This window comes from Sphingomonas sp. PAMC 26605, from assembly GCF_000241485.1.
In the GTDB taxonomy this organism is placed as follows: domain Bacteria; phylum Pseudomonadota; class Alphaproteobacteria; order Sphingomonadales; family Sphingomonadaceae; genus Sphingomonas.
In genome coordinates, this window is sequence record NZ_JH584241.1 from 3,386,102 (window position 1) to 3,412,255 (window position 26,154).

The window sequence follows — 26,154 nt, forward strand, 5'->3', positions numbered from 1 at the left end:
CGTCAGTCCCGCGCTTTCATGCCCGCGAGCGCCCGGCGCAAATCGCCGCCGCTCGTATCGAGCCGCACCCTAGCATCGGCGAGAGACCTGCCAAGCGCGACGAGCACCCCCAACCGGATGTCGTTCTGCGCGACATCGAGCGCGCGCGCCGCCGTCTCGGCATCGACCCCGGAGATCTCCGCGACCATCGTCCGGCCGCGCTGCAGCAGCTTCGCGTTCGAGATGCGCATTGCCACCATGCGGCCGTCATAGACCAGCCCGCGCCGCAGCATGATCGCGGTCGACAGCATGTTGAGGATCGCCTTCTGCGCGGTGCCGGCCTTCATCCGGGTAGAGCCCGCGAGCACTTCGCTGCCGGTGACGGCGCAGATCGGGTGTTCGGCCGCATCGAGCAGCGCCGAACCGGCATTGTTGGCGATCGCGATCGTCAGCGCGCCCGCGGCGCGCGCGCCCTCGAGCGCGGCGAGCGTATACGGGGTGCGGCCACTCGCCGCGACGCCGATCACCACGTCGCTCGGCCCGACCCGCGCGGCGCCGATCTCATCGCGCGCCGCGGCGGCATCGTCCTCGGCGCCTTCATAGGCTTCGGTCAGCGCGCCGCTGCCGCCGGCCATCAGGAACACCAGCCGATCCATCGGCCAGCCGAAGGTCGGATGCAGCTCGGCGCCGTCCTGCACCGCGAGCCGGCCCGAGGTCCCCGCGCCAACGAACACCAAGCGCCCCGCGTCGTCGAGCCGCGCCGCCGCCGCCTCGGCGGCGTGCGCGATCGCGCGCGTTTGCGACTGGATCGCTGCGATCGCGGCCATCTGACCTTCGAGCATCGCTTCGACCGCGAGCTCGGTCGGCCAGCGGTCGAGGTCACGATAACGGGGGTCGAGCGCTTCGGTCTTCATGCGATTTCCTGGACTGGTGAGAGGGGGCCGCCGATCCTTCGTCCCGAACCGGCAGGCGCGGCGCAAACGATGAAGGCGACCAGCGTGGCGATGCACAACTGGAACGGAAACGACAGCGTGCGCAGCACGCCTGGCAGGCCGATCGCGCTGGCGATGCCCGGCTGAAGCAACAGCACCGTGACAAAGCCGATCAGCAAAGCGGCGATCACCGACCCCGTCGTCCCGCGCCCGGTGAACAGAGCGGTGAAATATACGCCGAGGAGCCCGGCATAGGTGAACACCATCACCTGCAGTGCGAATTCGAGCAGCCCCATGCTGCTGTAGCGCTGCCAATAATAGGACACGACCGCCATCGCGAACATCGCCACTCCGATCACGCCCATCCCGACACGCCCCGCCTGGACATAATGCTGCTCGGCGGCGTCGCCGCGCCGTTCGCGCCACGGCCGGTAGAAATCCTGCACCAGCACCGAGGACATCGCGTTGAGCGCCGAGTTGGTCGTCGCCACCGCCGCCGCACAGATGCCCACGGTGACGAGCCCGCGCAAGCCGCCGGGAAGCTGGGTGAGGATGTAGTGCATAAAGATGCTGATCTTCTCGCCGCCGAAGCGGTTGTCCGCCGCCGCGGTCGTGCCGCCCATCAGATCGGGGCGGTCATAGAAGACATAGAGCAGCAGTCCGATCACGATGAACATCCCGACCACCGGGACCGTCGCCAGCACCGACAGATAGAGGCTGCGCGCGCCGGTCTTGGCGTCCTTGCACGATAGCAGCCGCTGCGTCGTATCCTGGTCCATCCCGGCATTGGCGATGTAGAGCAAGGCGAGCCCGGTGACGACCGCGAGCAGCGAGAAGGGCTTCGACAGATCGAGCGACAGATCGAACACGCGGAGCTTGTCGATCCCCTCAGGCGTATGCCGCAGCCCCGCGATGATATCGGCGGTCGAGGCGGGGATCGACAGCCGCAGGAACACCAGCACCGCGATCGCCGAGCCGAGATACACGACGAACTGGATGAGGTCGTTCCACAACACCGATTTCAACCCGCCGACGAAAGTGAACAGCACGCTCGCCACCACCAGCACCGCCGCCGCGATCATGATGCCCTGCGCATCGACACTGCCGGTGATGACCATCGCCAGCGCGATCGCCGCGAGATAGACGCGCGCGCCGCCGGCGAACACGCGCCCGACGAGGAACATGCCCCCCGCCCAACGCGTCGCCGTTGCACTGAAGCGCAGCGTGAGCAGTTCGTACGCCGTGGTCGCCTTGATCGCATAGAAGCGCGGGATCATCACGTGCGCGACGAAGATCGCGCCGATCAGGCCGCCGATATTGCCGCTGAGATAGGTCAGGTCGCCGTGATAGCCATAATCCGGCCCACCGAGGAAGGTCGCGGCGGATTGCGTCGCCGACAGGACCGAGATCGCCGCGAGCCATGACGGCACATTGCCGCCCGCCAGAAAGTAATCCCGCGCCGAGCTGGTCTTGCGCGGCGTGAAGATCCAGCCGCCTGCCACGAGCAGCAGCAGATAGGCCGCGATCACCAGCCAGTCCGCGGTCGAGAAGGGCAGCATCATCGAAACCGGTCTCCGGGTCGGCACCAAGGCGGTCCGGACCTCGCGAACATGAAACGCGCCCGGCCGCCGCTTCCGGCGACCGGGTAGGCAGGCCTTAGATCTTCGCGCTCAGCGTGAAGCCGATCGTGCGGCCCAGGATATCATACGTATCGGGGAAGGTGTTGAACACGCCGCCGGTCGAAACCCGCGGCGGATCCCGGTCGAGCAGATTGTAGATCCCCGCGCTCATCGTCACCATATCGGTGAACTGATACGAGGCCGACAGATCGAAGGTGTTCTGCGCGGCGATCGTCTCGGTCGATCCGACCGTGCTCGAGCGGACCTTGCCGATCCGCTGCCAGTCGAACTGGATCACGCCCTTGTCGAACAGCATGCCGATGCCGGCGGTGTGGCGGTAATCGGGCTGGACCAGCGTGGTGCCGTCGCTCGAACAGGTCGCGCCGAACGTGCCCTTGCACTGGATCGCCGAGACGGTCGAGTTGGCCTGGATCTCGTACGAGGTGACGATATTGCCCTGATAGCTCAGCCGGATCCCGGCGCCCGGCAGCCAGTCGCGGCGCAGCGTATAGCTCGCCGAGATATCGAAGCCGCGCTGCAGCAGGCGGCCGAGATTCTGGTTGTTGACGAAGGCGTCGGCGAACGTCCCATTGGCGTTGCGCGTGACGAGCCCGCACAGCGGGTTGCCCGCGGTCGGATTGGTGACGTAGCAGCTGGTGATCGCCGCGATCGGCTGGATCACGCCGACCGCGCCCTTCAGATCGAGCTGATACCAGTCGACCGTCAGGTTGAAGCCCGGCAGGAAGGTCGGCGTGAACACCGCGCCCGCAGTGGTGGTGAAGCCGGTCTCGGGCTGGATGTCGGGGTTGCCGCCGTAATAGTAATTCCCGGTGAGATAGCCCGGCGCGGTCGAGTTGGTCGACCCCACCGCCGGCGCGCCGAAGCGCGCGCATTGCGCGGCGTTGCCGGTGCCGATCACGCACGGATCACCGCCGTAGCGTGGCTTGAGGCGATCGACCGTGACGAGATTGCTGAACGGCAGCGAGGAAACGCCGCCGGCGAACTCGCCGAAATTGGGAGTGCGCAGCACGCGCTGATAGGTGCCGCGCAGCCGCAGATTGCGATCGATCGCCCAATTGCCCTCGACCTTCCACGTGCCGTGCGTGCCGAACAGATTGTAGTCGGACAGGCGATACGCGCCGCCGATGTCGAGCTTGCGGATCAGCGGCAGATTCTTGAGCAGCGGGATCAGGACCTCGCCGTACAGCTCCTTCACGTCGAACTGGCCGCTATACGCCGCCTGAACGCCCTCGCGGTACGTATTGCCGCTGAGCAGCGCGGCGTCCTGACCGATGTCGGCGGTCTCGCGGCGATATTCGGCGCCGACCGCGAAGCCGATCGGCCCGGCCGGCAGCGAGAACAGCTCTTCCAGCGATCCGCTCAGCGTGGCGGCGGTGACGAACTGGTCACGCTTGCGGTTGAAGCCGTTGATGTCGCTGCCCAGCGCCGACGCCAAACCGGCCTGGTTCGGCCCGAAGATGTTCACCGTATTGACGATCGACGCGAAAGTGTTCGCGCCGCTGGCATTGGCGACGAGGCCGTCGCCGGTGATCAGCGTATGCTCGGTCGAGCGGCCGTATTGCGCGTAGACGTTCCACTTGATCTTGTCGGTCAGCGGACCGCGCAAGCCCGTCTGGACCTGCAGCGTGTTGCGCTCGGTCGCATAGGTGATCAGCCCGAGCTCGGCGAGCGAGCGCGACACGTTGACCTGCGCCGCGCCATTGACGAAGGTCAGCTGGTTGCGGATGTCATTGGTCAGGAACGGGTTGTTCTGCGCGATCGACACCGTTCCGCTGACCGAGGCGGGCGTCGCGCCGGGCGTGCCGGTTTCCTCGGTGCGCGTGTTGGTAAACATCGCGCGGCCATAGATCTCGACCTGCGGGGTGATCTCGTATTTGTAGAGCGCGGCGACGTTGATCCGCTTGAGCGGCGAGATCAAAGGATAGCTGTCCGAGATGTTCGACGTTGCCGATGGGGTGGTAGTGAACGCGCCCGCATCGGTGAAACCGAACTTGCGGCCGCTCGCCACGTCGGTGAAGACGCCGCCGACGCTCGGGATCGTCTGGTTCGGGGTCGCCGCCCATCGGCGCTGGCCCGCCTGGATGGCGTCACGCTGCGTATAGTCCGCCGCAACGACAAGGTTGCCGCGGTCGCCGAGCCCGGTGCCGAACATGATCGACCCGCCATATTGCGCACCGCCATTGACCGACAGGCGCGCGCTGGTGCTGCCGCGCAGTCCCTTGAAGTCGTCGTTGAGGATGAAGTTGACCACGCCCGCGACCGCGTCCGCCCCGTAGACCGCGGCGGCGCCGCCGGTCAGCACGTCGACGCGCTTGATCAGCGACGCCGGGATGGCGTTGACGTCGACCGAGTTGCGGAAGCTGAACGGCGCGCCGCGTGTGCCGTCGATCAGCACGAGCGAACGGCTCTGGCCGAAGTTGCGCAGTTCGAGCACTTGCGCGCCGAACGCGTCGCTCCCCTGCGACCCCTGCCGCACGCCGCCGGAAAGCTGCGGGATCTTGGTCGAGAAATCCTCGATCGTCAGCGCGGACTGGAGCCGGATCTGTTGCTCGTTGGTGGAGGCGACCGGGCTGCTCGACGTGAGGCCCGGCAGCGCGATGCGCGTGCCGGTGACGACGATATCGCTGCCTTCAGCGGGCGCGTTGGGGGTTTGCGTTGCAGGCTGGCCAGCCGATGGATCGGCGGTCTGGGCGAATGCGGGAGCATGGAGCAGTGCCGCGGTGAGGCCGGCGAGCGCCACGCCGCTCTTGTGAAACTTGCCCATCGTTTTCCCTTCGTTTTCCATGTCCCTCGGCCGTATCGGCGCCCGTCCTTGGTGCGGAGCGTGTCGATATCGGCGTCATGCGTGGCGTCAGATGACCACATAGTCTCGAAATTGTAAAGTACCGGTATTTGATTGGTCCCCATCTTCGGCACTTGAAATCCTCGGTCGCCAAAGCGTGCCGCCGCTCAGCGGCGCGGCAACGCCGGTCGTGCCGGGATAGGTCAGCGGGAGGCCACGCTGGCTGCGCACGGCCAGGAACGCCATTGCCTCGGCCTCGATGAAATCGCTCCGCAAACCTAGCGCGTCGGCGGTCTCACACACGCCGAGGCGATCGCGCAGCGCCTGCAACAGCACCGGATTGTGACAGCCCCACAGCTTCGGCACGGCCGGCAAGCTGCTAGCGGCGAGCGCAACCGAATCGGCAGTGAACGCGGTCAGCGTCGCCGCCGCATCCTCGAGCGAACAGGCCATGGTCCAATCGAGCGGGAAGTCGTAGCGGTCGAGCGACTTCGCGCCTTGCGCACGAAAATAGTCGTGCGAGATCAGCTCGGCGAGCACCGTTACCTCGACACGCCCGGCGGCGGCGAAGCGCCCACCATCATCATAGCGCCCGGCGCCATGCGCCTGCACGACCTGATCGATCAAACCGTTGGCCGGCCCGGTGTCGAAGGCGACCAAGCCGCCATCGGCGCCGATAAAGGTAAGGTTGGCGACACCGCCGAGGTTGAGAAACGCCACCGGTCCCGCAAGCCCCAACCGGTCCGCCAACGCCGCATGATAGGCCGGAACCAAGGGCGCGCCCTGCCCGCCCGCGGCCAGGTCGTCCTGCCGCATCTGACCGACGACGGGCGTGTGCAGCGCATCGGCCAGCGCCTGCACATCGCCGAGCTGCACCGACAGCTGCCGCTCAGGTCGATGCAACACGGTCTGCCCATGAAACCCGATCAGATCCGGTCTCCGCTCCGCCGCCGCGATGACGCGCTCGGCCGCGCGCAGATGCGCGTCCAGCACCGCGGCCGCCACGCCTTCGAAAGACGGGGGCGCATCGCCGAACCCGTTCCAGGCGAGCGCATCCGCGGTGCCGCGCTCGATCGTCGCACGCTCGGCATCGGTGAAGGGGGCAAGATATGCCGGCCCGAACGCATGGATACGCTCGCCATCGGTCTCGACCATCGCGGCGTCGACGCCATCAAGCGAGGTGCCGCTCATGAACCCCAGAACCAGCATGGACCGCTCCCCTTCCCACCGTGGACGACGTCTGTAATCTCTGGCACCGCGCTATCATCGCTACCGCGCGCCATGCAACCACATACAGTCCACTTGCGCCTTAACCGCCAGATTGGTATTGTCGCATCATGTCGCTATCGAAACCCGTCACCACCAAAATGGCCGAGGAAGCGCGCGAGGCGCCGGCCAGGGCCGCCGAGCAACTTCGGCGCAATGCCGCGCTCGTCCGCGAGGCGGGGCAGCGTCTGCGCGCTCTCGCACCGCCCTTCGCCGCCACGCTCGCCCGCGGCAGTTCGGACCAGGCGGCGGCGTTCGCCAAGTTCGTGTTCGAAACGCATGTCGCGATGCCGACGCTCAGCCAGGCCCCATCGATCGGCTCGCTCTATCACGCGACCTCGCCGCGGTTCGACGGCGTGCCGCTGATCGCGATCTCGCAGTCGGGCCGCAGTCCCGACCTGCTCGCCGCCGCCGAGGACGCACGCCGCCAAGGCGCGATCGTGATCGCGGTGGTGAACGATACCGCGTCGCCGCTCGCCGACCTCGCCGAGATCGTCATCCCGGTCCATGCCGGCCCCGAGACCAGCGTCGCCGCGACCAAGAGCTTCGTCTGCACGCTCGTCGCGCTCGCGCATCTCGCGGCGGAATGGAGCGGCGACGCGGGCCTGCTCGCCGCGCTCGAAACCACCGGCGCGGTGCTCGAAGAGGCGGCGAACGCCGATTGGACGTCGGCCGTCCCACTGCTGCGCGCGGCGCAGACGATGCTCGTGCTCGGGCGCGGGCCGACGCTGCCGATCGCGGGCGAGGCGGCGCTCAAACTGAAGGAAACTTCGGGGCTGCACGCCGAGGCGTTCAGCAGCGCCGAAGTCGCGCATGGCCCGATGCGGCTCGTCGGCGCAGGCGATCCGGTGCTCGTGCTCGCGCCGCTCGACGTCGCACGCGAAGGGCTGGTCGAACGCCTCGCCGATTTCGCCGAGCGCGGCGCGAAGCTGATCGTCGCCGGCATGTCCGACGGGACCGCGCCGGGCGCGATCGTCCTGCCGTTCCGCGAAGATCTGCATCCCGTGCTCGGCGCGATCGCGCAAATCCAGAGCTTCTACGGCCTGGCCGAAGCGCTCGCGCTCGCGCGCGGGCTCGATCCGGATCGACCGCCGCACCTCAACAAGGTAACGCGTACGCTATGACCCGGATCGCTCTCACCGGCGCGCGCATCGTGCTGGCCGATCGCATCGTCGAGCGACAGGCGCTCATTCTCGACGACGCGCGGATCGTGGGGCTTTCCGCGGACGTTCCCGACGAGTGCGAGCAGCACGACCTTGGCGGCGGCTGGCTGCTCCCCGGCTTCATCGACACGCAAGTCAATGGCGGCGGCGACGTGCTGTTCAACGATGCGCCGACGCTCGCCGGGATTCGCACGATCGCCGAAGCGCATCGGCGCTATGGCACCACCGGTCTGTTGCCGACGCTGATCAGCGACCGCGCCCCGGTCGTCGAGGCCGCGATCGCGGCGGGCGAGGACGCGCTCGCGGCGGGCGTGCCCGGCGTTCTCGGCGTCCATATCGAAGGGCCGCACCTCAATCCCGGCAAGAAGGGCATCCACGATGCCGCGCGCTTCAGCACGATCGACCCGGACGCGCTCGCACGGCTGACCGCGCCGTCGCGCGGGCGCCGGATCGTCACGCTCGCGCCCGAACTGGCGCCGGCCGGCGCGGTGCGCGCATTGGCCGAGGCGGGCATCCTGGTCTGCGCCGGCCATTCGCTGGCCGATTACGGCCAGACGCGCGCGGCGCTGGCGGAAGGCCTGGCGGGCTTCACGCATCTGTTCAACGCGATGACGCAATTCCTCAGCCGCGATCCCGGCATGGTCGGCGCGGCGCTCGAGGATCGCGCCAGCCATTTCGGTCTGATCGTCGACGGGTTGCACGTCCATCCCGCGGCGCTGCGAGTCGCCATGCTCGCGCGTGGTGTCGAGGGGATCATGCTGGTCACCGACGCGATGCCGCCGGTGGGGGGCGAACGCGATCATTTCACGCTGATGGGGCAGGACATCGCCGTCGTCGGCGGCACGTGCCGCGGTCCCGACGGGACGCTGGCAGGCTCGGCGCTGACGATGGCACAGGCGTTTCGCAATGCGATCGACATGATGGGGTGCGATATCGTCACCGCCTCGCGAATGGCGAGCGGAAACCCCGCCGCCTTCCTGCGGCTCGACCGGGAAACCGGCGCGATCGCCCCCGGGCTGCGCGCCGATCTCGTCCATCTCGACGACACGCGCCGGGTGACCGCGACCTGGATCGCCGGCGCCCGCGCGTCCCACGCCGAATGACGCCCGAGCTCGGCCTGATCGAAGGCCGCTTCGGCCGCATCTGGGACGCGGCAGAGCGCAGCCACGTCGTACGGACGCTCGCCACCGCGGGCTACGGCTTCTACCATTACGGTCCCAAGGCCGACCGGTCGCTGCGACGCGACTGGCGGCGATCGCACGATCGCGTTGCCACCGCCACGCTGGGGCGGCTTTCGGCCGAGGTGCGCGGCGCGGGCATGCGCTTCGGCATCGCGCTGACCCCGGTCGGATCAACCCACCCGTTCGATGCTGCCACGCGCGCGGATCTCACGCGCCGCGTCGCCGAACTCGATGCGATCGGGATTGACGACCTCGCGATCCTCTTCGACGATCTGCGCGGCGACATGCCCGATCTCGCCGCGCGCCAGGCCGAGGTGGTGGACTTCTGCGCCGGCCTGACTCGCGCCACGCGGGTCTATACCTGCCCGACCTATTATTCGGACGATCCCGTGCTCGACCTCGTGTTCGGCGCGCGCCCCGCGGACTATCTCCACACGCTTGGTCGCGCGCTCGATCCTGCGATCCAGGTCTATTGGACCGGCGAGGAGGTCTGCGCGCGGGCGATCGAACCGGCGCATCTCAGGCGCGTCACGGACGAACTCGGCCGCCCGGTGTGCCTGTGGGACAATTGGCCGGTCAACGACGGTTCGCGCATGTCGCGCTTTCTGCATCTGCGCGCCTTCACCGGGCGCAGCGCCGATGCCGCGCCCTATCTGAGCGGCCATGCGATCAACCCGGCGCTCCAGGCGCAACTCGGCTGCATCCCCGCGCTGACCTTGCCGATGGTGTACGCGCAAGGCCGGGACTATGCCTATCGCAAGGCTTTCGACGACGCGGCCCAGCAGCTGCTCGGCCGCGCCTTCGCGAGCGCGCTTCGCGAGGATCTGCCCGCGCTGCAGGATGTCGGGCTCGAGCGGCTCGGCGCACGCGCGGAGCGCTTGCGCGCGCGCTACCACGCGATCGATCACTCCGCCGCGCGCGAGATCGTCCGCTGGCTCGATGGCAACGATCTGATGACCGACGACGAGGTCCAGACCCAGTGATATGCGACGCGGCACACGGCCGAGCAGGCAAAGGAGACGTCGCATGACCTATTATCTCGGCATCGACGCCGGCGGCAGCAATTGCCGCGCCCGACTGATCGACCCGACCGGCGCGGTGATCGGCGAGGGGCGCGCCGGCGCCGCCAACGCGCGCGTCGGCATCGACACGCTCTACGCGACCCTCGCCGAGACCGCCGACCAGGCGATCGTCGCCGCCGGCCTGACTTCGCCACAACGCGCCAGGATCGAGGCGGGCATGGGAATCGCCGGGATCAGCCGCCCCGGCGTGCTCGACGCGCTCGCCGGGCTCGATTTCGGGTTCGCGCACGTCGCCTATGCCACCGACGCCCAGATCGCCAATCTCGGCGCGCACGACGGACAGGACGGCTCGATCCTGATCATTGGCACCGGCAGCGTGGCGCAGCTGCGCGTCGACGGGCGCGACTTCACGATCGGCGGCTATGGCTTTCCGATCTCTGACGAAGGCAGCGGCGCCGCGCTCGGCCTGTCGGCGATGCGCCACGCACTGCGCGCGCTCGACGGCCGCACGCGCAAGACGCCGCTCAGCGCCGCGGTGACCGAGCGCTTCGACCATGACACCGCCCGGGCGATCGCCTGGATGGATGAGGCAACGCCGCGCGACTATGGCCTGCTCGCGCCGTTGGTGATGGACTATGCCGAGGCCGACGACACGATCGCGCGCTCGATCGTCGAACACGCCGCGAGCCATATCGAGCGCTTCATCGAGACGATCTTCGAGCGCGGCGCGACGCGCTGCACGCTCGTCGGCGGACTCGCCCCGCGGATGCGCCCGTGGCTGCGCGCGCGGACCGTCGGACGGTTGAGCGAGGCGCTCGGCGATTCGCTCGACGGTGCGTTGCGGCTCGCCGGGTACCGACCCGATCCGGGCGGTGCCGCCCGGCACTGACACCGCCTTATCGCCAGCGCGCCCGCTTGGAGGTCTGCCCGACACCGGGGTTGAAGCTGTTCATCGGGTCGAGCGCGCGATAATGGTCGGTCAGCGCGGGCTTGGCCGTGTAGAGATGGCCGACATTGTGCTCGGCTGGATATTCCGCGCCGCGCGCATCGAGCAGCGCCCACATCGCATGCTCGATCGCGAGCGGGTCGTGCCCGGCGCGGATCACGTAATCCTGATGGAAGACGTGGCAGAAGAAATGGCCGTAATAGAATTTGTGCGCGATCGCCGCGTCGACCTCGGCGGGCAGCGTCTCGAACCAATCGTCATCGTTGCGGCGCAGCGCGATATCGAGCGCAACGATATCTGCGACCTCGCGCGCGTGCACCGTTCGATAGCGCACCGCCGCCCCCGCCGCCGCGAAGCGGTGCGTGAAGGCGGCATCGCCCTCTTCCTGCGTGCACCGGAAGAACGCACCGTCGCCCGGTTCGAGCACATCCGCGAGCAGAGCCTCGGTGGCACCCGCATCGCGCGCGGCGACGCGCAGCATCAGGTGATGCTCGAAACGATCGCGATACGCGGTCAGCCGCTTGGGGAGGTGACCCGGGCCCAGCCGCGTCGCCGCCTGCAAAGTGCGGTCGGCGACACCCTGCAGGCCGAACCGGCGGAACCAGCCATCGACTCGATCCTTCCACCTGAACAGCGCGGGCAAGCGTGCGGTCCCGAGGTGACGGATCGCGAGAAAGGTATCGCGGCCGTATCGCTCGGTCAGCGTGAACGCCTCGCGATGGAGATACTCGCCCGCGATCGGCAGCGGCAGATCGCCGCCGAGCATCGCGCGGCGCAGGCGCGTCAGGTCGGCCGTGTCGTTCGAGCCGACATAGAAGACGGTGGTCCCCGCTTCCTTGACGAACGTGTCGAGCCGCACCGCGAACACGACGACATGTCCGGCCGAACCCGACGCCTCGAACAGCCGTTGCGGATCGGCGTTGAAGCGCGCGGGCGTGTCGGCATCGACCGCGCGAACATGCGTCGCATAGGCGTGGTCCGACGCGCGCGCGCCGCCGTCGTGCACCGCGGTGGCGGGGAAACCGCCGCGCTCGACCCGGGCGAGCATCTGCTCGGGCGTATCGCCCAAGTCGATGCCGAGATGGTTGACGAGTTCCAGCCGCCCTGCGCCATCGACCCGCGCGTACAGCGCCAGTTCGGTGTAGGCCGGACCCCGACGCACCAGCGCGCCGCCCGAGTTGTTGCACACCCCCCCGAGCACCGACGCGCCGATGCAAGACGAACCGATCACTGAATGTGGCTCGCGGCCGAGCGGCGCCAGCGTCTTTTCGAGCCGATCGAGCGTGGCGCCCGGCAGGCACACGACCTGCTCACCGCCCCGCAGCAGATGGACTCCGGCAATGCGCAGCATCGACACGAGCACGACCGGGCGGTCGTAACCCTCGCCGTCGGGCGTCGAGCCGCCGGTCAGGCCGGTGTTGCTCGCCTGCGGAATGAGGATCGCGCCCGCTGCGACGACCGCCTGCGTCACATGCCACAGTTCGACCAGCGATGCCGGCCGCACCACGGCCGCCACCGGCCCGGTGCCGAAGCGATAGCCGGTGCGGAAACGGTGCGTCTCGGCCGCGCCGGTCAGAACATGACGCGCGCCGACTGCGGCGCGCAATGCGCCGAGCAAGGCCGCAGTCGGCTCGGCGTCGCGCGCCGCTACGGTCTCGCCGCGCGGGGCAGCGCCATCGCTCATCTGGGGCATCGCGCCGGGGTCGGTCGGCGGGATCGTCATGGTGATGCGTCCCTGCGGAATGAAGGGGAATGGTGGGCCCGGCAGGACTTGAACCCGCAACCTAGCCGTTATGAGCGGCCAGCTCTAACCAGTTGAGCTACAGGCCCCCGCCCGCTCGTTAGCGCCATGCCGGCGAAGCTGGCAAGCCCGCAGCGACAATCAGCTGGTCGAGCGAGGCCGCTGTGACCGCGCGCCGCGCGAGCCCGTCGAGCACGCCGTCCCACCAGCGGTGAAATTGCGCAAGATCGGCCGCGTCCCGGACATATGGCGTATGGCCGGGCGCCAGCGAGGGCGAATGGAAGGCGAAATTGAGCAGCCGCAACCCCTCGCCGACCGCCACGGCAATGGCTTCGAGCGCGTCGCGCAGCGGCATGTCCTCGGGCGTCAGCGCGACGCGCGACAGCAAGCCACTGCGCGCGAAGATCCCGCGGCCGCGCGGCAATACTCCGAGCGCGCGGTACAGCCGGGTTCCGCCGCGGCGGAGCCAGCCGGTATGGATCGTCGTCAGCGGCAGTTCGAGCAGCGCGCCGGCGGGCCCGGCGCGGAAGGCGGGGTTGCCGATCTCCACAAAATCGGGGCCGCCGTCGGCCGCATAGCTGTAGCGCGCGCGCATCGAACTATCGACGCGATAGCCACGCTCGGCGAGCAGCTGAAGCGTGTTCGGCCCGATCCCGTAGCGCCCCGCGCGATAGGCGATCGGCCGGACCCCGATCGCCCGGGTGATCGCGTCGGTCAGCGCGTCGAGCTTGGCCGCCTCGAGCGTTTTGGGGAGATTGCCGGCATAACTGTTCGCCGGCGTCAGCGCCTCGTCGAACGGCGGGCTGACCCAGGGATGCAATTGCGTCCCAACCGCCGAAACGCCGTCGGCCAGCAACGCCGCGAGCAGCGCGCTCGCGCGCGCGTCGGTCGCGATCGGATAATCGATCATATAGGTCAGCGGGACACCGCGATCGGCGAAGCGGCGATGCGCGGCGGGCAGCGCGGCCATCGCCGAGACGCCATGCGCGCTCCGCGTCAGCGGGGCGTTCCAGTCGAACTCTTCCTCGGTATCGACGAGCACGGTGAAACGCGTGCCGAAGTCAGCCGGCCACGCCACCAGCGCTTCGGGCGCGGGAGCACGCGGGCGATACCCGGGGGGTGGCACGTCGGCAGCCACGGTCAGGTGCGCGATGCCTGCTCCATCTCGGCAGAAAACGCCGCCGGCAGCCGCAAAGTCAAGCGCTTGTCGCCGAGCACCAGGCTGCCGTGCAGCTCGGCGGCGAGATTGCGCGCGAGCCGCAGCGCGAAGCCGGTGCCGAGCAGCGGCGCGCCCCCAGCGTCGTCGCCGCGCTCGGCCTCGGACTCGGCGTCGATCGTCAGCACGCTCTCCTCGCCATAAGCGGCAAGCGCCGCGGGCCGATCGAACACGATCGTCACCGCCGCGTCGCCGCGGGCCGCAGTGACGCCGAGCCGTTCGCCCGCGCCGCCCGCTGCGACCAAGGTCGCCAGCAAGCGTCCGATCAGCCGCTCGACCGCACGATCGTCACCGCGAATCGCGAGCGCGGGATCGGCGTCGGGAAGCGCGAGCGTGGTACCGCGCAGCTCCGCCAGCGGCGCAAGATCCTCGGCGACTCGCGCCAGCAACGGCGTGAGCGGAACGTCGCTTGCGCGCAGGTCGAGCGCATGTGTTTCGATCCGTGCGGCCATGTCGATATCGTCGATCGCGCTGAGCAGGCCGCTGGTCTGGCTGCGGATCACCCCGGCCTGCGCACGATACGGCGCCGGCACGGGGCCGAGCACCTGCGCCTCGATCATCTCGGCGAAGCCCGCGATCGCGTTGGTCGGTGTGCGCAGTTCGTGCGCGAGTTGACGCAGCGCGTCGGCGGCGGCGCTGTGCGCGGGGCGAGTCGGAGCGGCGCTCTCCTCGGCGCGCGGCCGCCGCGCCGTGCCGCGATAGCCGGTGAAGCGGCCGGTCGTGCGATCGAACAGCGGGATCGCGCTGATCCGCCAGTGCCCCGCCGCATCCGAGATACCATCGACGACGAGCCGCGCATCGGTGAATCCGGCGCGCCGCCGGAACGCGCCCGCGGCCACGCCATCGACCGGCGAGCCGGGCGCGCCATGATCGAGCGTCAGGCCGATCAGCGCGGCGCGCGAGGCGCCCTCGACCCAGCGCAGCACGCCGCCCGCGTCGGTTTCGAAGCGGAAGGTGTCGGCCGGCCGTGCCGGGCCATCGCGCCGATCGGGCACCGGCGTATGCGCTTCGCGGTGCGGTGGCGTGGGCGTCTCGGCGCGCTGGCGCTGATAGGCGTCGATCCGCGCGACGAGCTCGGCGATCGGAAAGGTGCCGGACGGACGCGTCGAACCGTCGCTCGGCGCTTCGGCCGCAGGCGGCGCCTGTTCGATACGGCGGCGCGCTTCGGCGACGAGGGGGAGCTTTGCCGCGACCGACGCGATCGACAGGAAGGGCGACGCCGCGGCGATCGTCTCGGGATAAGCGATCGCTGCGGGCGCGACGACGGGCTCGGGGACCGGCGCTTCGCGCGCCACCGTCGGCGTCGCGACCGGCGCGATTTCCGGCGGCGGCGTCTCGGCGACCGGCGCGGGCGCGCCAAGCACGAAATCGACGCTACCGAAGCTCTCCAGCGCGCGGTGCACGTCGCGCCCCAGATCGCGGCGATGCCGCAGGATCGAGCGCGCGGCGGGCGAGAGGGCGGGCAGGATCGCGCTCCACTCTTCGACCGACAGCTGCGCGCTCCGCAGCACCGGCGCGGCGATCGCGAGTTCGTCCTGGGCAAAGAATGCGACCAGCGCCGCCGGCGCCGGAGCGGCTGCGAGCGCGCGCGCGCTCGCAGCGCGGATCGGCGGCGGAACATCGCGCCGGATCGCGGCGAGCCGTTCGATCGTGGTGTCGGTGGCAATCACGCGACCCCGCCCGATGAGATCGACGAGTTGCCGCCACGTCGCCTGCGCACCGAACGGCGTCGACATGTCTGCCGAAAGAACCGTGCCCAAGCTGTCGTCGAAGCGCACGTCGCGTCGTCCTTCCGCGGTCGCCAAGCGCGCCGTCAAGTTTTTCTTAACCGGGGTACGGACTCGGCGGAAGCCCAAGATTTCGGCACGTCGCATTGTGGGACAATTGCGTTCCGTCGCAATTATCTTATGTTGCCCGTCTGACGTGCGATGCGAAAAGTCGTATTGCGGGGGAGTTTACGTAATGAGCTTTGATTCGATCGACCGGCGCATCCTGGAACTGCTCCAGGACGACGGGCGGATGACCAACGTCGAACTGGCCGAGCGCGTCGGGCTGACCGCACCGCCGTGCCTGCGCCGCGTCCGCGCGCTCGAGGAAGCCGGGGCGATCCGCGGCTACCATGCCGAGATCGACGCGGCAACGCTCGGCTTTCCGATCACGGTGTTCGCGATGGTGTCGCTGCGCAGCCAGGCCGAGCACGACCTCGCCGCCTTCGAGGAGCATGTCGCGACGATCCCCGAGGTGCGCGAATGCCATATGCTCAATGGCGAGATCGACTTCATCCTCAAGATCGTCGCGAGCGACCTGAAGAGCTTCCAGGAAATCCTGATGACGCATCTGACCCCCGCGCCGAACGTGGCGAGCGTCAAGACCTCGCTGACGATCCGCACCGCCAAGGCCTTGCCGGGGATCCCGATCCGCACCGCCTGAGCGGCTTTCCAAAACTTCCGGAACGCGCACCGCAAAGTGTTGGCATCCCGGCTTTTTGTGCGTAGCGTCAGGGCCTTGCAAACAAAGGCAGGTGTTCGTTATGGAAATGCCACCGCCGCCGGTCGAGCTCATCGGCGCGGCACCGCAGCACGTCGTCTCGGTCGCCAGCTTTCGTCCGGGTCCGGTCCTGTGCGGCGGCAGCCCGGTCGCAGCGGTTGCGCTCGCCCAGCCCTTTCCGATCACGCACGAACGCTGGAACGCCGCGCCGGCCCCGCCCCCCGGGGCGCTGGACTATCGCTTCAGCTTCACGCTCGATGCCGACGGGCGCCCGGGGACGATCCGGCGGATCAATCCCGCGTCGCCGCTGGGCTTCTATCTGGATAGCAACGATCTCGCGCCGGCGCTTGCTGCGTCGCGCTTCGCGCCCGGATCGCCCGGACGCCGGTGTACGATCGCCTTCACCTTGCAGCTGGACCCGGTCGAGACGGCACCGCTGGCGCGCCTGTACGAAATCGAGAGCTTGACGGTGCAACCGCTGCCGCCCGAGATCGCCGGGCGAACACACCCGGCGGGGTCGACCTGCCCGCGTGGGCCGGGCGGATATCGGCGGCTCAACAATCCCGCGTTCGAGACGATCGGGAACGCGTCGCGCAGCTTTGCCTGGAGCTATCTGTCGTACGATACCGATCCGCGCGGCACGGTACGCGGCGTCAGGCTGCTCGGGTCGTCGGGCAATGCCGCGCTCGACAAAGCGAGCATCCGCGCGGTTTCCGCCGATCGGTTCGCGCCCGGCCCGGGCTATCGCGGCTGCATCTACCATTTCTACAAGACCGGCGGCGACATTCTTCCGGCCCCGATGCCCGCCGATACGCCCGCCGAGACGGGCGACATGCCAGCGTGCCGGGTCGATGACGCCACGCTCAAACGCCTGCTCGGAAGCTCCGCCTATCCCGCGGCCTTCGCGCGGCGGCGGATCGAAGGATTCGCGGCGGTGCGCTACGACACCGCGCCATGGGGCGCGATCGGCAACGTCGCGGTGCTGGTGTCCGAACCCGACGAAGCGTTCGGCGCGGCGGCGCGCGCGGGTTTGTCGCAAGCGCACGTCGCGCCTTCCCCGGTCGGCCATAGCGGCTGCGTCCAGCGAATCCGCTTCAGGCTCCCGCCCAGCGGCTGAACGCAAAAAGGGCGGCCCGCGGGCCGCCCTTCTCGTTCACGTCCAGAGTGGCGCGATCAGGCTGCCGTCGGCGGGGCGTCGACGAACACCGTCCACAGCCGCGCGATCGCCTTGTTGGGCTCGGCCGCAACCTCGGCGAGCGCAGTCTTGGCGCCGGCGCGATCGCCCGACAGCGCGAGCGCCATGCCGAGGTGGAGATTGTTGCGATCGGCGTCGGGCGCGCCCTTGGTCTCGCACAGGCGATACATCTCGATCGCCTTGGCATAGTTACGCGTGCCGAAATAGGCGTCGCCAGCCTGCTGCGCGAGGTCACCCTTGGGTGCACCAAGCGCATTCTTCTCCTTGATCGCGAGCGACGAACTGCCCGCGATCCCGGTCTTGGCGCGCGTCAGCAGCTCGGTCGCGGTGATGTTGCCCTTGGGGATCGCGCTCGAGGCGAACCCTTCGTCGAGCACCGTCTTGGCTTCGTTGGGCAGGCCGATCGTCAGCGCGGCATCGGCATAGTCCATATATTCGCGCTGGCCGGCCTGGCTCTTGGTCGCCCACAGCAAGCGGAACAGATCGATCCGGTTCTTGCTGTACTTGACCGCCGCCGGCCCCTGGAAGCCGAAGGTGTAGATCGCGCCGCGCCAGTTCGGCGCGGTGCCATAGTCGCTCAGCCACGCCGCGGTCCAGGCATCGGCCTGCTCGGTCAGACCGGCCTTGGTCAGGCGCGTGAAGGCATATTTGTACCAGGCTTCGGGCGGCTTGCGTCCGGCGGCCTTCTCGGCCTTGACCGCTGCCTCGAGATCGTTGGCGCCGCCTGCCACGTCGCCCGCTTCGACCTTCGAGCGCGCGATGTTGAGCTGCAGATCGTCGTTGGTGAACCCGAGGTCGCGCGCCTTGGTGTAATCCTGCACCGCGAGCTTATAGTCCTTGGTCGCAAACGCGAAGCCGGCGCGCTCTTCGTAGCGGATGCCGAGCTCGGCCTTGGGCGTCGCGGGATTGGCGATGAGCGCGTCGAGCGGCGGGGTCAGCGCGGCGACGCGCTGCGTCTCGGGCTGGCCGGCGGTCTGCGCGTTGACGAGCGAGAGACGCAGGCCCGAGGCGAGGTACTTTTCGTAATCGCTCTTGGCGGCGGCATCGAGCGCGTCGACCGCGGCGGCGGCCTTGGTCAGATCCTTGGGCGTCGCGCCGAGTGCGGTCTGCGCATCGACCGCCGCGGCGCGCGCTTCCTTCGAGATCGTCGGCGTCGCGGGCCCATCGGCCTTTTCCTTCTTGGCGATCGCGGGGGCGACGAGCGCGGCCCCGTTCATGCCGACGACGAGCGCGGCGGCCAAAGCGATTTTCGAGACCATCTTCATTGTCGAACTCTCCTTTTGCCACGCAAGCGCCGCGCGGCGGAATCCTGTCGCCGCTCTAACGCCGTCGGTCATACGGTCAAGCGAGCGCAATCGAGTAACCTCTTCGCTCAACCCTGGTCCGACCCGTTATATCCCTGTCGCGAGACTCTTTGACGCGTTCGCGACGCGGGCCTAACGGCAGGGACGATGATCGCCTTGCTCTCCCCCGCCAAGACGCTCGATTACGAGAGTCCGCTCCCCGCCCTCACCCCGACCACGCCGCGCTTCGCCGCCGAGGCCGAATCGCTCGCCAAATCGGCGGCGAACCTGTCGCAGAAGCGGCTCGCCGAGCTGATGCACATCTCGCCCAAATTGGCGAAGCTCAACGCCGACCGCTTCGCGGGGTTCGCCGACGCGCCCGAGCGGCCCGCGCTCTTCGCCTTTGCCGGTGACGTCTATACCGGGTTCGAGGCGCAGACGCTCGACGAAAGCGCGATCGCCTTCGCGCAGGATCATGTGCGGATGCTGTCGGGGCTGTACGGCCTGCTCCGCCCGCTCGACGCGATGAAGCCGTATCGCCTCGAGATGGGCACGCGTTGGGCGCCGCGCCGCCACAGCCTCTACGAATGGTGGGGTGACCGGATTGCCGCCGCAGTACGCGAAGCGGTCGCAGACGAAGGATCGGGCGTCGTGCTCAACCTCGCGAGTCAGGAATATTTCGGCGCGGTGCTCGGCAAGCTCGACGGCGTGCGCGTGATCGATGTCGATTTCCGTGAGCCCGGGCCCGACGGGCCACGCTTCGTCAGCTTCCATGCCAAGAAGGCGCGCGGGCTCGTCGCGCGCTGGCTGTGCGAGCATCGCATTACCGAGATCGACGCCATGAAGGGCTTCGACACCGACGGCTATCGCTTCGCCAAGGCCGAGAGCGAACCCGATCGCTGGCGGTTCACGCGGTCATGAGCGGCGCGGCAGTGATCATCGGCGCGTCGGGCGGAATCGGCGCGGCGCTCGAGGCGGCGCTGATCGACGAGGCCGCGTTCGATGTCGTACACGGCTTCGCGCGGTCGCGTTCGGGTGCGCAGCATCTCGATCTCACCGACGAGTCGAGCATTGCCGCGGCGGCAGCGCACGTCGCCAAAGGCCCCGCCCCGACGCTGGTGATCGTCGCGACCGGAATCCTCCACGACGGCGAGCATGGGCCGGAAAAGGCGTTGCGCGAGCTCGATCCCGCCTGGCTGTCCCGCGTCCACGCCATCAACGCGATCGGCCCGGCGCTGATCGCCAAGCATTTTCTACCGCTCACGCCCAAGACCGGTCGCAACGTCTTCGCTGCGCTCTCGGCGCGCGTCGGCAGTATCTCCGACAACAAGATGGGCGGCTGGCACGGCTATCGCGCTTCGAAAGCCGCACTCAACATGCTGGTGCGCACGATCGCGATCGAGGAGAAGCGCCGCAACGATCGTGCGATCGTCGTGACGCTGCATCCGGGCACGGTCGACACCGCGCTGTCGAAACCGTTCCAGGGCAATGTCCAGCCCGGACGCCTGTTCGACACCGAACGCGCGGCGCTGCAACTGCTCGACGTGATCGAAGCGTTGAAGGCGCCCGACACCGGCAAGCTGTTCGATTTCGAAGGCAAGGAAGTGCCCTTCTGAGCGCGGCTCCATGACGAACTTGTCACCTCGGAGGGATTGATACGGTTGCAAAACGGTCCCATCCTTGGCCGTATCGAGCAGCAAGCTCGAAGCTACTTCGAGGGGACCGTCATGATCAGTCACGCATTCGCCGCCATCGTCCTGATGTCGGGCACCGCCGCACTCGCGCAGACCCCGGTCGCGACCAAGACGACCACCAAAACCGTCACCAAGCCCGCCGCTGCGCCGACAAGCAAGACGACGGTGACGACGACGAAGACCACCCCGCCCGCGACGACCGTCAAGGCCACCACGGTCGCGCATTCGCGCACGACGACGACGACCGGCGGCCGCATGGTCCAGGCCAAGCTCGCCAACGGCAAGACCGTCACCTACAATTGCTCGCTGCCGGGCAACAAGACCAAGACCGCCTGCAAGTAGCGCGCGTTCCCGCCCCTGCGCGCGCCATCGGGACATGCGCAGGGGTGGCATTTGCCGTCGCGCCGGGCTAGGGTTGTCACGACCCCGTAACACAGCCGAAGGCACCGCACATTGACCGACGAGACCGTCCTCGCCGACCCTTCCGATATTGCGCCGATCTCGATCGTCGACGAAATGAAGTCGAGCTATCTCGACTATGCGATGAGCGTGATCGTCGCGCGCGCGCTGCCCGATGTCCGTGACGGCCTGAAGCCCGTCCACCGCCGCATCCTGTGGTCGGCGAGCGAAAGCGGCTTCGTCTACAACCGCCCGTATCGCAAATGCGCGCGCATCGTCGGTGATGCGATGGGTAAATATCACCCGCACGGCGACAGCTCGATCTACGACGCCTTGGTCCGCATGGCGCAGGACTGGTCGATGCGCGTCACGCTGATCGACGGCCAGGGCAATTTCGGATCGATGGATCCGGATAAAGCCGCGGCGATGCGCTACACCGAGGCGCGTCTCGCCAAGGTGACGAATTCGCTGCTCGAGGACATCGACAAGGACACCGTCGATTTCACGCCGAACTATGACGGCTCGGAGCGCGAGCCTTCGGTCCTTCCGGCGCGCTTCCCCAATCTGCTCGTCAACGGTGCCGGCGGCATTGCGGTCGGCATGGCGACCAACATTCCGCCGCACAATCTCGGCGAAGTGATCGACGCGACGCTCGCGATGCTCGACGCCAAGACCGGCGCGCGCGAGGCGCTCACCACCGAGGAACTGCTCGAGATCGTCCCCGGTCCCGATTTCCCGACCGGCGCGATCATCCTCGGCCGCTCGGGCGCGCGCTCGGCCTATGAGACCGGCCGCGGCTCGGTCATCATCCGCTCGCGCTACGTCGTCGAGGAAGGCCGCGGCGATCGCCGCTCGATCGTGCTGACCGAGATCCCCTACCAGACCGGGAAGAACGGCCTGGTCGAGAAGATCGCCGAAGCCGCCAAGGACAAGCGCATCGAAGGCGTCAGCGACATTCGCGACGAATCGAGCCGCATGGGCGTGCGCATCGTGATCGACCTCAAGCGCGATGCGACCCCCGACGTCGTGCTCAACCAGCTGTGGCGCCACACCCCGGCGCAGTCGAGCTTCCCGGCGAACATGCTCGCGATCCGCGGCGGCCGCCCCGAACTGCTCAACCTGCGCGACATCCTCGAAGCGTTCGTCGGCTTCCGCGAGGAAGTGATCACGCGGCGCTCGAAGTTCGAGCTCGCCAAGGCGCGCGAGCGCGCGCATCTCTTGCTCGGCCTCGTCATCGCGGTCAGCAACCTCGACGAGGTCGTCAAGATCATCCGCGGCTCGTCGAGCCCGGCCGCGGCGCGCGAGGCGCTGCTCTCGCGCGACTGGCCGATCGCCGACATCGCGCCCTATATCCGCCTGGTCGAGGCGGTCGACACCGAGGTCACCGGCGCGACCTATCGCCTGTCCGAACTGCAGGTCCGCGCGATCCTCGATTTGCGCCTGCATCGCCTGACCGCGCTCGGGCGCGACGAGATCGGCAACGAGCTCCAGGGCCTCGCCGATTCGATCGCCGAGCTGCTCGAAATCCTCGCCAACCGCGCCAAGCTCTACGCCGTGATGCGTGAAGAACTGGTCGCCGTCCGCGCCGAGTTCGCGACGCCGCGCAAGACCGAGATCGCCGCTGCCGCCGACGGCATCGACGACGAGGATCTGATCGAGCGCGAGGACATGGTCGTCACCGTGACGATGCAGGGCTATATCAAGCGTACCACGCTCGACACCTTCCGTGCCCAGGCGCGTGGCGGCAAGGGCCGCGCGGGGATGGCGACCAAGGACGAGGACGCGATCACCAACCTGTTCGTGACGAGCACGCACACCCCGGTGCTGTTCTTCTCGACGCTCGGCAAGGTCTACCGGATGAAGGTCTGGAAGCTGCCCGAGGGCGGTGCTGCGACACGCGGCCGGCCGATGATCAACCTGCTCCCGCTGGCCGAGGGCGAGGTCATCTCGACCGTGCTCGCGCTGCCCGAGGACGAGGCCGAATGGGCCAAGCTCCACGTCATGTTCGCCACCGCGAACGGCAGCGTGCGCCGTAACTCGATGGACGCCTTCGCCAACATTCCGACCGCGGGCAAGATCGCGATGAAGTTCGAGGGGATCGACGAGGACGATCGCCTGATCGGCGTCGCTCTGCTGAGCGAAGAGGACGACGTCCTGCTCGCCACCCGCGCCGGGAAGGCGATCCGCTTTGCAGCGCATGAAGTCCGCGAATTCCAGAGCCGCAACTCGACCGGCGTGCGCGGCATGGCGCTCAAGGGCGACGACAAGGTGATCTCGCTGTCGATCCTCCACCGCGTCGGCGCGACGCCCGACGAGCGCGAGGATTACCTCCGCTTCGCCCCCTGGAAGGGCGAGAAGGACGGCGAGCCGACGATGGAGGCCGCGCGCTATCAGGAACTGATGGAGCGCGAGCAGTTCGTGCTGACCGTCTGCGAGAACGGCTATGGCAAGCTGTCCTCGGCCTATGACTATCGCCGCACCGGCCGCGGTGGCCAGGGCATCACCAATATCGACAACATCCCGCGCAACGGTCCCGTCGTCGCGAGCTTCGCCGCGACCAAGGGCCACCAGCTGATGCTCGTCACCGATCAGGCCAAGGTGATCCGCACCACATTGGGCTCGATGCGCGTGATCGGCCGCAACTCGGCGGGCGTGAAGCTGTTCGACGTCGGCAAGAACGAGCATGTCGTCTCGGCCGCGCGGATCGAAGAGTCCGAGGGCGATGCCGAGGCCGACGTCCGCGACCTGACGTCGGTCGAGCTCGCGCCCGACGACACCGCCGACATCAGTGACGATCTTGCTGCCGGCCCGGAGAATGGCGAATGAGCGACCTGCCGCTGACTGCGTACAAGGTTCTGACCGCCGAGCAGATGGCGACGCTGGAGAAGAACGAATCCTTCGCCGGCGCGCCAATCGACCTTGCCGACGGTTACATCCATTTCTCCACCGCTGACCAACTCACCGAAACGGTCGACAAGCACTTCGCTGGCCAGACCGACCTGCACATTGCCGCGGTCGATCTCGGGTCCTTCGGCGCCGCGCTAAAATGGGAAGAGTCGCGCGGCGGCCAGCTTTTCCCGCATCTCTATGGTGGCCCGTTGCTGCTCGAGACGGTGATCGCCTACGGTCCGCTCGAGCGCGATGCCGACGGCAAGGTCAAGCTGCCGGTCGCAGGCTGAGCGCGGCGCTCAGCCGCGCATCGCCACGGCCTTGGTCAAGGTGTTGAAGTTCGGCAGATAGGGATTGCTGCCGATCACGGCGAGCGGTGCAATCGGCTTGTGGAAATTGATGCCGCAGGCCGTGTCGTCGCTCCATACCACGGTCCCGACGACCTCAAGGTTTTCGGCGAGCAGGACGATCTCTTCGCCACGCTTTGGCAGGTCGGCGCCACGCACGCACGCGCCGACGCACGAAATGTCGGCGATCTCGACTGCGAGCGGTTTACGGTCGATGATCACCGTGCCCGAGAAGCGAGCCAGATACCGCTGCTCAGACCGAACGTCTTTCAGGTCCTCGATCCGATCCGTGTCCACAATCCTGGCTGTCTGGTCGTTGGTCACAGAGCGATAACATAACCAGGTTGGTTTCGTTCCGACATTGCTCCCTGGCAAAGGCTTACAGGGGATCACGCATATAGGTCGATGACCTCGGCATCCGCGGCTTCGGCATCGAGCAACAGCGTGCGATGGCAATGCTTCGGATCGCGCTCGAAGCACAGCAAGGCGCTCGGCTTCTCCGCCGCAAGCGCGAGCATCTGCGCCGACTGCGCCTGCGCCTCGGGCAGGACGAGCTGCTCGGCATAGACCGCCTCGAGCGTCGCGACGTCGCCTTTCTTCGCCGCATCGCGTCCCCGCTTGGGCGTGCCGAGGGCTTTCAGATGAAAATAGTCGATCCCCGCCTCGGCCAGCGAAGCGGCAAGCGCGGTCTTCGAAAACCCCGGTCGGCGCGACAGAGGCAGCGCCCGTACGTCGATCACCCGCTCGACGCCAGCTTGGGTCAGCGCCGCGATGAAGGCTGCCATCGTCGTGGCCTCATACCCGATCGTGAAAATTTTCATCGCGTCCTCCTGCAACGGAACCACGGCAAACCGTCATCGTCCAACGCATCAGCGACGAAAGAGCATGCAGCAAATCGATGGTCGCCGCGATGCTGCGGAAAGAGGTCATCCGCAAAGAAGAAAATAGGGATCGGCCCTTACCGCGGGCGCAGCGCAACCCCGCTCCCTCAACATTAAAATAGAATATTGATAATTCGACAATTGCTGAACAGAGTTACGGATAGATAGACGCTTACATCCAATACGATGGCCTAAATGGCGCGTATCTCTTCAAACACGAATAAACACAATAATTCTCAGGATCAATCCGGACACTCTTTCGCAGGAGACTGAAATGGCAACCGACATCAGAAAAGCCACACTCGTTGCCGCCCGGGACTTGCCGAAGATCGTCGAAGCCGCGGTGCATGCCGCCGGCGATCGCGTCGGGGTTTCAGGGCAACTCGTTCTGCGCTGGGATCTGGCGGGGAAGGTTGTCCGCGACTTGCTCGAGGGCCAGAAATTTGCCGACAATGTCGCACTCCACATGAAGGCCGCAGGGGTGGACGCAGCGCCCGCCGTATTGGCGATCGACAACCATATCATCGCCGGATTCTTCGAGCGCCAGGCGGTGCCGCAAATCCGCACGCTTTGAATCGGGAGGCGGGAATGCATACGCCCAAGTTGCCGCTGCATCCCTCGAGCGACCTGGCGATGACATGCCCAAGCGCCCAGCCCGACATGGCCGAGGCGCACGTCTTCGGCGTGGTCGCGGGCACCTTGGCCGAACCGCGGATCGCCTATCTCAAGCACGATGCGAAGGTGGGCGCCGAGGTGATCGATCGGCTCGGCACGCTCGATCCGACGCTGATCTTTCGCTACTCCGGCGTTTGCGAAAACAGCGCGTGCGGCCAGTTCGATAACGGCCGCTGCGGGCTTGGCCACCGCATCCTCGAACAGTTGATGCCCGTCGTCGACACCCTCCCCTCATGCCAGATTCGCGCGACATGCCGGTGGCATCAAGAGCAAGGCGATGCGATCTGCCTGCGCTGTCCGCAAGTGATGACGCGCGTCCCGCCGGACCAGACGCAATTGCGCGCTGCGGCCCGACGGCCCGACGCCGATCGCCTGCCCCCGGCCGCCATGGTCGGCTGACCCGACCGCCGCAAAAACGGCTGTCCCCTTTGCCTCG

The 26,154-nt window shown here is 67.8% G+C and carries 23 protein-coding genes and 1 tRNA gene; 13 read left to right on the forward strand and 11 right to left on the reverse strand.

What is annotated here, in order from left to right; all coding sequences use genetic code 11:
- Positions 1–2: 2 nt before the first annotated feature.
- The 4 genes from RH90_RS15680 to RH90_RS15695 form a co-directional block, all read right to left on the reverse strand.
- Positions 3–893, reverse strand: coding sequence for an N-acetylmuramic acid 6-phosphate etherase (locus RH90_RS15680; RefSeq protein WP_010186917.1), 891 nt, complete (start codon positions 891–893; stop codon positions 3–5).
- A complete protein-coding gene (locus RH90_RS15685; RefSeq protein ID WP_010186918.1) occupies positions 890–2,473 on the reverse strand; it encodes a sodium:solute symporter in 1,584 nt (527 codons plus the stop codon). The genes RH90_RS15680 and RH90_RS15685 overlap by 4 nt, the downstream gene beginning before the upstream one ends.
- A gap of 94 nt (positions 2,474–2,567) precedes the next feature.
- On the reverse strand, positions 2,568–5,315 hold the full coding sequence (locus tag RH90_RS15690) for a TonB-dependent receptor plug domain-containing protein (protein WP_010186919.1): 2,748 nt from the start codon (positions 5,313–5,315) through the stop codon (positions 2,568–2,570).
- An 87-nt stretch (positions 5,316–5,402) separates the two neighbouring features.
- On the reverse strand, positions 5,403–6,542 hold the full coding sequence (locus RH90_RS15695) for an anhydro-N-acetylmuramic acid kinase (protein WP_010186921.1): 1,140 nt from the start codon (positions 6,540–6,542) through the stop codon (positions 5,403–5,405).
- A gap of 128 nt (positions 6,543–6,670) precedes the next feature.
- Between RH90_RS15695 and RH90_RS15700 the strand changes: the two genes are divergently transcribed.
- From RH90_RS15700 to RH90_RS15715, 4 genes are read left to right on the forward strand one after another with little or no spacing between them, the layout of a single operon-like run.
- Positions 6,671–7,723, forward strand: a complete 1,053-nt coding sequence (locus tag RH90_RS15700; RefSeq protein WP_029625362.1) for an SIS domain-containing protein — start codon at positions 6,671–6,673, stop codon at positions 7,721–7,723.
- On the forward strand, positions 7,720–8,865 hold the full coding sequence (nagA, locus tag RH90_RS15705; RefSeq protein WP_010186924.1) for an N-acetylglucosamine-6-phosphate deacetylase: 1,146 nt from the start codon (positions 7,720–7,722) through the stop codon (positions 8,863–8,865). The genes RH90_RS15700 and nagA overlap by 4 nt, the downstream gene beginning before the upstream one ends.
- Complete coding sequence (locus RH90_RS15710) at positions 8,862–9,926, forward strand: beta-N-acetylglucosaminidase domain-containing protein (protein ID WP_010186925.1); 1,065 nt, start codon at positions 8,862–8,864, stop codon at positions 9,924–9,926. The genes nagA and RH90_RS15710 overlap by 4 nt, the downstream gene beginning before the upstream one ends.
- Positions 9,927–9,969: 43 nt before the next feature.
- A complete protein-coding gene (locus RH90_RS15715) occupies positions 9,970–10,854 on the forward strand; it encodes a BadF/BadG/BcrA/BcrD ATPase family protein (RefSeq protein WP_010186926.1) in 885 nt (294 codons plus the stop codon).
- Between the two features lie 7 nt (positions 10,855–10,861).
- Here RH90_RS15715 and dld read toward each other — a convergent pair whose 3' ends face one another.
- The 4 genes from dld to RH90_RS15735 all read right to left on the reverse strand — a co-directional run bounded on the left by dld (position 10,862) and on the right by RH90_RS15735 (position 15,646).
- Positions 10,862–12,634, reverse strand: a complete 1,773-nt coding sequence (gene dld / locus RH90_RS15720; protein ID WP_010186927.1) for a D-lactate dehydrogenase — start codon at positions 12,632–12,634, stop codon at positions 10,862–10,864.
- A 30-nt stretch (positions 12,635–12,664) separates the two neighbouring features.
- Positions 12,665–12,741: transfer RNA gene (locus RH90_RS15725), tRNA-Ile, on the reverse strand.
- An 11-nt stretch (positions 12,742–12,752) separates the two neighbouring features.
- A complete protein-coding gene (locus RH90_RS15730; RefSeq protein ID WP_029625364.1) occupies positions 12,753–13,778 on the reverse strand; it encodes a polysaccharide deacetylase family protein in 1,026 nt (341 codons plus the stop codon).
- Positions 13,779–13,792: 14 nt separating this feature from the next.
- Positions 13,793–15,646 (reverse strand): sensor histidine kinase, encoded by a 1,854-nt coding sequence (locus tag RH90_RS15735; RefSeq protein WP_029625365.1) that lies wholly within the window; start codon positions 15,644–15,646, stop codon positions 13,793–13,795.
- Positions 15,647–15,830: 184 nt separating this feature from the next.
- On the opposite strand from RH90_RS15735, the gene RH90_RS15740 reads away from it, so the two are divergent.
- The gene (locus RH90_RS15740; protein ID WP_010186930.1) at positions 15,831–16,298 is read left to right on the forward strand and encodes an Lrp/AsnC family transcriptional regulator; all 468 of its coding nucleotides are present in this window, start codon (positions 15,831–15,833) and stop codon (positions 16,296–16,298) included.
- A gap of 100 nt (positions 16,299–16,398) precedes the next feature.
- The gene (locus RH90_RS15745) at positions 16,399–17,472 is read left to right on the forward strand and encodes a TonB family protein (protein ID WP_010186931.1); all 1,074 of its coding nucleotides are present in this window, start codon (positions 16,399–16,401) and stop codon (positions 17,470–17,472) included.
- A gap of 56 nt (positions 17,473–17,528) precedes the next feature.
- Here the strand turns inward: RH90_RS15745 and RH90_RS15750 are convergent, their stop codons facing one another.
- The gene (locus RH90_RS15750) at positions 17,529–18,815 is read right to left on the reverse strand and encodes a tetratricopeptide repeat protein (RefSeq protein WP_010186932.1); all 1,287 of its coding nucleotides are present in this window, start codon (positions 18,813–18,815) and stop codon (positions 17,529–17,531) included.
- Between the two features lie 186 nt (positions 18,816–19,001).
- Here RH90_RS15750 and yaaA point away from each other — a divergent pair, with 186 nt between their 5' ends.
- From yaaA to RH90_RS15775, 5 genes are all read left to right on the forward strand, one after another.
- Complete coding sequence (yaaA, locus tag RH90_RS15755; RefSeq protein ID WP_010186933.1) at positions 19,002–19,754, forward strand: peroxide stress protein YaaA; 753 nt, start codon at positions 19,002–19,004, stop codon at positions 19,752–19,754.
- Positions 19,751–20,449 carry an SDR family oxidoreductase gene (locus RH90_RS15760; protein ID WP_010186934.1) on the forward strand — a complete coding sequence of 233 codons (699 nt, stop codon included), beginning with the start codon at positions 19,751–19,753 and terminating at the stop codon, positions 20,447–20,449. The genes yaaA and RH90_RS15760 overlap by 4 nt, the downstream gene beginning before the upstream one ends.
- 111 nt (positions 20,450–20,560) lie before the next feature.
- On the forward strand, positions 20,561–20,869 hold the full coding sequence (locus RH90_RS15765) for a hypothetical protein (protein WP_010186936.1): 309 nt from the start codon (positions 20,561–20,563) through the stop codon (positions 20,867–20,869).
- A gap of 111 nt (positions 20,870–20,980) precedes the next feature.
- Positions 20,981–23,752 (forward strand): DNA gyrase subunit A, encoded by a 2,772-nt coding sequence (gene gyrA, locus RH90_RS15770; RefSeq protein ID WP_010186937.1) that lies wholly within the window; start codon positions 20,981–20,983, stop codon positions 23,750–23,752.
- Positions 23,749–24,105: a DUF952 domain-containing protein gene (locus tag RH90_RS15775; RefSeq protein WP_010186938.1), complete on the forward strand. Its 357-nt coding sequence runs from the start codon at positions 23,749–23,751 to the stop codon at positions 24,103–24,105. The genes gyrA and RH90_RS15775 overlap by 4 nt, the downstream gene beginning before the upstream one ends.
- Before the next feature lie 9 nt (positions 24,106–24,114).
- On the opposite strand, the gene RH90_RS22150 is transcribed toward RH90_RS15775, so the two are convergent.
- Both RH90_RS22150 and RH90_RS15785 read right to left on the reverse strand, forming a co-directional pair.
- A complete protein-coding gene (locus tag RH90_RS22150) occupies positions 24,115–24,486 on the reverse strand; it encodes a PilZ domain-containing protein (RefSeq protein WP_157134607.1) in 372 nt (123 codons plus the stop codon).
- A gap of 65 nt (positions 24,487–24,551) precedes the next feature.
- Entirely contained in the window at positions 24,552–24,983 is a 432-nt protein-coding gene (locus tag RH90_RS15785) for a DUF488 domain-containing protein (RefSeq protein WP_010186940.1), read from the reverse strand.
- A gap of 334 nt (positions 24,984–25,317) precedes the next feature.
- Between RH90_RS15785 and RH90_RS15790 the strand changes: the two genes are divergently transcribed.
- Together RH90_RS15790 and RH90_RS15795 are read left to right on the forward strand one after the other, a co-directional pair.
- A complete protein-coding gene (locus tag RH90_RS15790; RefSeq protein ID WP_010186942.1) occupies positions 25,318–25,617 on the forward strand; it encodes a hypothetical protein in 300 nt (99 codons plus the stop codon).
- Positions 25,618–25,703: 86 nt separating this feature from the next.
- The gene (locus tag RH90_RS15795) at positions 25,704–26,117 is read left to right on the forward strand and encodes a hypothetical protein (RefSeq protein WP_157134608.1); all 414 of its coding nucleotides are present in this window, start codon (positions 25,704–25,706) and stop codon (positions 26,115–26,117) included.
- Positions 26,118–26,154 lie beyond the last annotated feature (37 nt).